Origin of the sequence: Dyadobacter sp., assembly GCF_051859145.1 — a bacterium.
Classification (GTDB): Bacteria; Bacteroidota; Bacteroidia; order Cytophagales; family Spirosomataceae; genus Dyadobacter.
Map to the genome: position 1 here is coordinate 1 of NZ_JBHYGF010000204.1, position 7,553 is coordinate 7,553.

Here is a 7,553-nt window from a genome sequence, read left to right on the forward strand (position 1 = left end):
GTACTTCACTACTTTCGGACGGTCATGCTGCATAAATCTCCCTGTGGTTAAGGTCAACCTATTTCAGGACGTGACACCCCTTCCTCCATCCTCCCTTTCGTCCCTTTCCTCCTCCTACAATCCTCCGTATGAATCCGTGAAGTCCATTACTTCCTGAAAAGTTGGCATGAAGTTGGCGCAGCCCTCTCTGGTCACGATGATTGCGCCGCAGGCGTTGCCCATTCTTACGCTTTTGTACAAATCCCAATCATTTAATAATCCGTAGGAAAAACCTGCGCAAAATGCGTCTCCGGCTCCCAATACATTTAGAACGTCTACAGGAAAGCCAGGTACTTTTACTTCTTCTTTGCCAGGCTGGAAAATAGAGGCGCCGTCTTTACCCCGTTTGACAACCAAAGTTTCCACTCCGGAAGCCAGGATCTCACTGATTCCATTCTCAATATTACCCCTGATTTCGGGTGCCGAAATTTGCTGATGCTTGATCAGCAGCTGTTCTTTGTCAGTCAGGAATGTGGCTAGTATCTCTTCTTCCGTTCCTACCACAATATTGAAGCTCGGCAATGCGGCGCGTAGTGTTACGCCAAATGCACGGGGATCAAACCACTGATCGGCACGGAAATCGATATCCAGTAAACGCGTTACATTGTTCTTTTTCGCGAGTTCCAATGCATAAAACATCGCTGTCCGGCTTGGGTCTTTGCTGAATGCGGTGCCTGAAAAGGCAGCTGCTTTGAAATTTTCAAATGGAATGGCGGCAACGTGGTCAATGTTCAGGTTGATATCCGCACAATTTTCGCGGTAGTAAACCAGCGGGAATCGGTCGGGCGGCTCAATTCCTAAAACTACGGCAGAGCTGCGCGTTCCTTCAATCACAGGCATCCAGTCTGTGGAGATACCTTCTTCTGTCAGAAAGTGTTTAATAAAATTGCCCACCTGATCATTACCGATACCGGTGAGAATGGCAGTTTTAAGACCAAGCCGCTGACTTCCCGTAGCGATATTCAGCGGACAGCCGCCTACAAATGCATTAAATGCTTCGATCTTTTCAAAGGGACTGCCCACATTGGCCGAATACAAATCAATAGAAGAGCGGCCGAGGGTAAGGAGATCGTGGGTTTTCATTGGCATTCGGCTTTCGGCAATCGGCCGTCGGCAGTGTTAGGTTAAGTGTTGGAAGCTGTTTATAGTCAATGATTGTCACTTGTGGGCAAGTATTGTCATTGGCAGTTACTTGTTGTTCGGGATAAAACCTGAGATTTACAGTCAAAAGCTAAAAGCTAAAAGCTAAAAGCTGACTGCCGAAAGCTGACGCTATCCATTCATTTCCGCCGTCACAATCGGCAATCTTGGATCTTGTCCTTTCCAGGTTCCGTAAATCCAGTCGTGATCGGGGTCAGAGGTGTTGGCGAGTGACTGGTCGCTGCCGGCGAGGAAATTGAGATAATATACATTGTAGCCGTGGCCTGCTACTACCGGGTGATAGCCTTTTGGAACCAGTACTGCTTCGTTGTGTTTTACGCGGATAATCTCGTCGAGCGAACGGTCTTCTGTATAAACCTGCTGAATGGCGTAGCCCTGCGGCTTGTCGATTTTATAGAAATAAATCTCTTCCAGGTTGGCCTCCAGCAAAGTTCCGTCGGCCGCCATCTTTCTCTCATCGTGCTTGTGTGCAGGAAATGAGCTCCAATTGCCAGAAGGCGTATATACTTCCACGCAAACGATCTTGTGGCAGTCGAAGCCGGGTTCCAGCAAGCTGTTGATCTGCCGGTTCGCATTGTCACCACCACGGTACTCGATCGCCGCTTCTTCCGGGCGCTTCATGCGCGGAGGGTGGTCTTCGTCCGAGCGGACTTTACAAATGGCGATATCTGTGTTGGCCGCCTGCGCGGTGAGTACGAAATCGGTGTTGCGGGAGAGGTACATCGCGTGACCAATTCCGCTGAAAACATTTTTTCTCCCATTGCCTGTTTCCCAGGTTCGCCCCGCCGCTTCTACCTTGAAATTCCCGCCTAACAGCACAAAACAATATTCGTATTCGCCTGTGTTGCCAGAGATTTCTTCATTTGCATCCAGTATTTTAGCTTCAAAGTTCAAATAGCTCCACCCAGCCTGCTCTGCTGTCAGCGAATGGTAGGTTTTTGCATTTTCAGGCTTAATCAGTAGGTCACTCATTGCGGTAATCGGATAGATTTGCACAATGATAGTGTTGTATAAATTAAGTACAAAATGTAAATATGTTAATACTGAATGCAAACGTTTGAAAAAATTTTAAAGAATCAATCGCTCTAATTCGACAAATGAATTCCTCCCGACCCGTTACCATTAAAGATATTGCACGTCGCTTCCGATGCTCTCCGTCGACCGTTTCCAGGGCTTTGAACGACCATCCGGCGATCAATGAAGACACCCGGAAAAACATACAGGAATATGCCCGGGAAGTAGGTTACCAGCGGAATGAAGTGTCGCTCAGCTTGTTGAATAAGAAGACTGCCTCGCTCGGCGTGGTGGTGCCGACGATCAGTAACTACTATGAAACCGCAGTGATAGAAGGTCTGCATACGGTATTACAGCCGCTGGGTTACACGCTCAATATCTGTGTTACCAATGAAAATTACCTGCTGGAAAAGGAATACCTGGCCAAACTTTTGTCCAACCGTACCGAAGGAATTTTCCTGTCAGTATCCCAGGAAACTTACGATTCGGGCTATTACGAGCATCTGGAAAGTGTGATCCAGCGCAAAACACCGCTGATTTTCATCGACAGGGAATATGAGGATTTTGAAACCAGCCGCGCTACGGTCGACGACTACCACGGTGCTTTTGCCGCGGTGGAACATTTGATCAATATCGGCTACAAAAAAATCGCCCATTTAAAGGGACCAAATGGATTAACTGTTTCCGAGCAGCGGTTAAAAGGCTATGTGGACTGTCTGAAAAAATACGAAATGCCTGTACTCGACGAGCTGATTATCAATACCAACTTCAAAGTTGAAAGCGCCATTCTCCCTACCAAACGGCTGCTTGAAATGGCTGTCCCGCCGGATGCGATCTTCGGGGTCAATGACCAGGTGGCAATCGGCGCAATGCGGGTTGTGAAAGACAAAGATCTCAAAATACCGCAGGAAGTAGGATTAGTGGGCTTTGACAACTCACCTATTTCCGCTTACACATTTCCTTCCTTAACCACCGTCAGCCGACCGGGCCGTAAAATCGGAATGGAAGCTTCCAGATTGTTCCTCAACCAGGTAAATGGTTCTGGAGATTTTTCCCACGAAAGCATTGTACTGCCGTCGGAGCTGGTCATCAGGGAATCTACTTTGCGCATTTGATTGTTAAATGAAAGTTGTTTGTATAATTGGTATATTGTCTAACAAACAGCCAAGATCATGACAGAATTAGTAATTGATAACAAAAAATATGTGTTGGTTTCTGAAAAGAATTTTCAGGAGTTACAAAAAACAGCGGCGCTAAAATGGAGGCCTGAAAAGACACTTTCCATTACAGAAGCCAGGGCGTACAGCCGCAAGAAAATTAATGAATGGGGAGCAGAGAAATAAAGATCCGTCAATCTGTGGCTGACAACATTGCTGAAATTGCCTGGTTCATAGAATCAAAAGGTATGGTAGTAACAGCTGAGCGCTTTTCTGATGAAGCCTACGATTTTATTGAGCAAATGGCAGTCAAGGTTCGGACATACAGTACTTGCTAAGAACCCAAGCGAGCACTGTTGGGCTATAAATGCATTTCATACAAGAGAAAGTACACCATTGTCTTCATTGAATCTGAGGTAGAGTTGATCATTTGCGAATTCATTCCTTCGAAATTAATCCACTGGTAATTGATCCTGGTGTTCTCCTTTGAAATCCTTAACTTCGTGAATGCTGCATACATTACAAGTTTCAAATGAAAGGGCGCAGGTTCAAGGTGTCGCTACTGAAAAAACACAATTCAGAGTATCCGGTGCCAATGAACAAAGCTGTAATCTGGAATCCTACAATCGCAGGAATTTTTATAAGATATCTCTCATTATTGAAGGTGATAGTCAATTACTCTACGCCAATCGCGGGATCGTGATCGACCGATCGGCGCTGGTATTTACCAATCCGCTGGTACCTTATTCCTGGGAAGCGACCAAGCCCCAGTTTGACTGTTTCTTTTGCGTGTTTACACAGGAATTCCTGAGGGCGGGAAATAGAATGGAAAGTTTTCAGGAATCTGTTTTGTTCAAGCCCGGCGGTGAACCGGTGTACTTTTTAGACGATAATCAGGTAAGCTACCTGCGCGGAATTTTCCAGCGAATGTGCCAGGAAATGGAGAGTGACTATGTTTATAAATATGATTTGCTCAGAAATCATGTGAATCTCATTATTCACGAGGCGATTAAAATGCAACCTGCTGTGGCGTATTTCAACCCGCCCAATGCAGCAGCGCGGATCAGCAAACTATTCCTGACGCTGCTCGAAAAACAGTTTCCGGTCGAGTCGCCGCAACACAGTATCGCCCTTAAAAAAGCAAGCGAGTATGCCAGTCAGCTTTCGGTGCACGTGAACCACCTCAATGCGGCGGTGCAGGAAGTTACCGGTAAGTCAACCACGGCGCATATCAATGAGCGGATCTTGGCAGAAGCAAAATCTCTGCTCACCCACACAGACTGGAGTGTTGCAGAAATTGCATTCAGTCTGGGATTTGAATATGCGTCCTACTTTAACAATTTCTTCAAAAGACACGCAGGTACTACGCCGCTTGCTATCCGGAAAACACTTTGAAAAGTGTAATAATCGCTTTGAAAGTCTTAGCAGGCTTGGCCTGATCCGGCTCTACATTTGTGCTTACTAAAAAACAAATAGCAAGCACATGAAAACGACACAATTAGGAAGTCAGGGCTTACAAGTGCCCGTGCAGGGACTCGGCTGCATGGGAATGACCACCATCGCAGGCGGGAATATATACGGACAGGCAGACGAAAAAGAGTCAATCGCCACCATCCACCGCGCATTGGAGCTCGGTATTAATTTCCTCGACACAGCTGATTTGTACGGACCACTGCTGAATGAGCGGCTGGTAGCAAAGGCGATTCACGGAAACCGCGACAAGTATATCGTGGCTACGAAATTTGGGTTTGAAGTGGATGACAATGAGCAGCTTACCTGGGGTTTTAACGGAAAGCCCGACTACGTGAAAAAGGCAATTGACAGGTCATTAAAAAACCTGGGAACAGATTACGTGGACCTGTATTACCTCCACCGCCTCGATCCTAACACACCCATTGAAGATACGGTAGGCGCAATGTCGGAGCTGGTTCAGGCTGGAAAAGTGAAGTACATCGGACTATCTGAGGTGTCAGCAGAAACGCTTCGCAAAGCACACGCAATCCATCCGGTAACTGCGGTTCAGACGGAATATTCGCTATTCGAAAGAGAGCCCGAAGTAAATGGCGTGCTGAATGCGACAAGAGAGCTGGGCGTCGGCTTTGTGGCTTATTCTCCGCTCGGAAGAGGCTTCATCACGGGGCAGATCAAAAGCCCGGACGATTTTGAAGAAAATGATTTCAGAAGAGGGATACCGCGTTACCAGGGAGAGAATTTTTACAAAAACCTCGATCTGCTGAAAGAAATAGAATCAATGGCTGCGAGCAAGGGTATCACGCCTTCCCAACTGGCGCTTGCCTGGGTTTTCGCAAATGACATCGTCGCAATCCCCGGTACAAAAAGGATCAGGTACATCGAAGAAAACGCAGCCGCAGCCGAAGTGGTACTTACTGCCGAAGAGAAGCAAAAACTGGAATCAATCGTGCCTGTGGGCGTCACAGCAGGTACCCGGTACGAAGCTTCGCAAATGCAATGGGTGGACAAATGATTTGATCTATGTGACCAATTGATAATTCGTGCGTCTAATAAAGGTGTCTGATTTTAAAATAGTAACTTTAAAATTACCTTTGTGATGGCGAAAGTAAGAGAGGTTAGTGCTTACCGGCATTATTTTGAAGAGTTTCTACATGCTCAAACTTTAAAGGTTCAGAATAAAATATTCAAGATCATTGAGGCAGTCGAAACTTTGCAAAGGGTCCCGTCAAGTTATTTGAAATCAATTCAAAATACCAATGGCTTGTACGAAATACGCATTAAGCTTGGTTCAGATATCTGGCGGGTGTTTTGTTTTTTCGAAAATGACAGACTAGTGATTTTGCTCACAGGCTTTCAGAAACAATCGCAAAAGACTCCCAGGTCGGAGATAAGCAGGGCTGTAAAATTGATGGAAGAGTATCGGGAAGCTAAACGTATATCAAATGGAAACAAAAAGCTGGGCTAAAATCAAAGATGATGTTTATGGCGCCGCAGGCACTGAGCGCCGGGATAATTTAGAGCGTGAATTTGAAAGCTTTAAAGTAGGACTGCTTTTGAGGAAGGCCCGTGAAGAACGAAATCTTACCCAATCACAGCTTGCAACCATTGTTGATAAAAAACGGGAGTTTATATCGAGAATCGAAAATGATGGCAGCAACCTGAATCTCAGAACGCTTTACGAGATTGTCGAGAAAGGTTTAGGTGGAAAGGTGCGAATAGAGATCAGTCTATAATGTAACAGCGTTTCGACTGCGCTCAACGTGACAATGGCGAGACCATCGTTAAATATTAATGCGCTCCGGCTTTGCCTAACATGAAATATCATGCTGGGCGAGGCCGGAGCGCATTATTATATATGCAGCTTTTAGAAAATATCAATACCCTTCATTCTGAACCAGGTATCCTGGCAGGTTAGAGGCGCCGTCGATGGCGGTTTGCGGGATTGGGAAAATGCGTTTGCGGACGTCGTTGTTGGTTTTCTCGGCCCATTTGCCTTCGTATTTTCCAAAACGGATCATATCTGTACGGCGCAGCATTTCCCAGTAGAATTCAAATCCTCTTTCACGGAACAGCAGGTCAAGGTTTATACTTGTCAATGCAGGCGGTGCCATGGTGGCCGTGCGGGATGCGCGTACCAGGTTCACGTCCGTCAATGCGTTTGCTGCATCTCCTTTGCGCAGCTTCGCTTCGGCCCGCATCAGGTAAACGTCCGCAAGGCGCACAATCACAATGTCCGCTTCGCCTTTGTTCCTGCCCGTGTTGGACTTGCTGCTGAATTCATACTTGGCCACGCGGTATCCTGTATTGTAGTTGCTTCCTGCCGCACTGAAATTGATCAGCTCTGAAAAACTTACCGGAAGGTCGGGCCGGTTGCGCGTGAGATAAGTCAGCTTGCCTACTTTCAGTTTCCCGTCTGGGCAGCGAAGGAATGCGCCGTTCACACGAAGTGCGCCATACTGCTGACCGCGCAGGATACCGCGGTTGATCTTGTAATCGGCATCATTTACGCAGGTATCTGCCGCATTGGTGTAAATGGACATATTCTGCTTGTAAAAGCGGGGATCGCGGCTTGGGTCAACTGCGCCGTAAGCCTGTACCCACGACTGGTAAAAGTCTGACGTAATACCCGGCCCATCGGTACCATTTGCACCAGGAAATTCAGCCAATGGAAACTGATCGCCGGAGATTGAGAAATACGCCATCCGATTG

Annotated in this window: 9 protein-coding genes; 6 read left to right on the top strand and 3 right to left on the bottom strand. The window is 46.8% G+C overall.

The window, feature by feature from the left end; all coding sequences use genetic code 11:
• Window positions 1-114 precede the first annotated feature (114 nt).
• Entirely contained in the window at window positions 115-1,122 is a 1,008-nt protein-coding gene (gene iolC, locus ACTIE6_RS12975; RefSeq protein ID WP_439557045.1) for a 5-dehydro-2-deoxygluconokinase, read from the bottom strand.
• A gap of 189 nt (window positions 1,123-1,311) precedes the next feature.
• Entirely contained in the window at window positions 1,312-2,172 is an 861-nt protein-coding gene (gene iolB, locus ACTIE6_RS12980; RefSeq protein ID WP_439557046.1) for a 5-deoxy-glucuronate isomerase, read from the bottom strand.
• 125 nt (window positions 2,173-2,297) lie between these two features.
• Between iolB and ACTIE6_RS12985 the strand changes: the two genes are divergently transcribed.
• From ACTIE6_RS12985 to ACTIE6_RS13010, 6 genes are all read left to right on the top strand, one after another.
• A complete protein-coding gene (locus ACTIE6_RS12985; RefSeq protein WP_439557047.1) occupies window positions 2,298-3,329 on the top strand; it encodes a LacI family DNA-binding transcriptional regulator in 1,032 nt (343 codons plus the stop codon).
• A gap of 57 nt (window positions 3,330-3,386) precedes the next feature.
• Window positions 3,387-3,557 (top strand): hypothetical protein, encoded by a 171-nt coding sequence (locus ACTIE6_RS12990; RefSeq protein ID WP_439557048.1) that lies wholly within the window; start codon window positions 3,387-3,389, stop codon window positions 3,555-3,557.
• Window positions 3,558-3,878: 321 nt separating this feature from the next.
• The gene (locus ACTIE6_RS12995; protein ID WP_439557049.1) at window positions 3,879-4,766 is read left to right on the top strand and encodes a helix-turn-helix domain-containing protein; all 888 of its coding nucleotides are present in this window, start codon (window positions 3,879-3,881) and stop codon (window positions 4,764-4,766) included.
• Window positions 4,767-4,854: 88 nt separating this feature from the next.
• On the top strand, window positions 4,855-5,856 hold the full coding sequence (locus ACTIE6_RS13000; protein WP_439557050.1) for an aldo/keto reductase: 1,002 nt from the start codon (window positions 4,855-4,857) through the stop codon (window positions 5,854-5,856).
• An 84-nt stretch (window positions 5,857-5,940) separates the two neighbouring features.
• Entirely contained in the window at window positions 5,941-6,309 is a 369-nt protein-coding gene (locus ACTIE6_RS13005; protein WP_439557051.1) for a type II toxin-antitoxin system RelE/ParE family toxin, read from the top strand.
• Window positions 6,287-6,577 (top strand): helix-turn-helix transcriptional regulator, encoded by a 291-nt coding sequence (locus tag ACTIE6_RS13010; RefSeq protein ID WP_439557052.1) that lies wholly within the window; start codon window positions 6,287-6,289, stop codon window positions 6,575-6,577. Before ACTIE6_RS13005 ends, ACTIE6_RS13010 begins: the two co-directional genes overlap by 23 nt.
• A 141-nt stretch (window positions 6,578-6,718) precedes the next feature.
• Here ACTIE6_RS13010 and ACTIE6_RS13015 read toward each other — a convergent pair.
• Window positions 6,719-7,553: RagB/SusD family nutrient uptake outer membrane protein (locus ACTIE6_RS13015; protein WP_439557053.1), on the bottom strand; the 835-nt coding region annotated here is incomplete at its 5' end.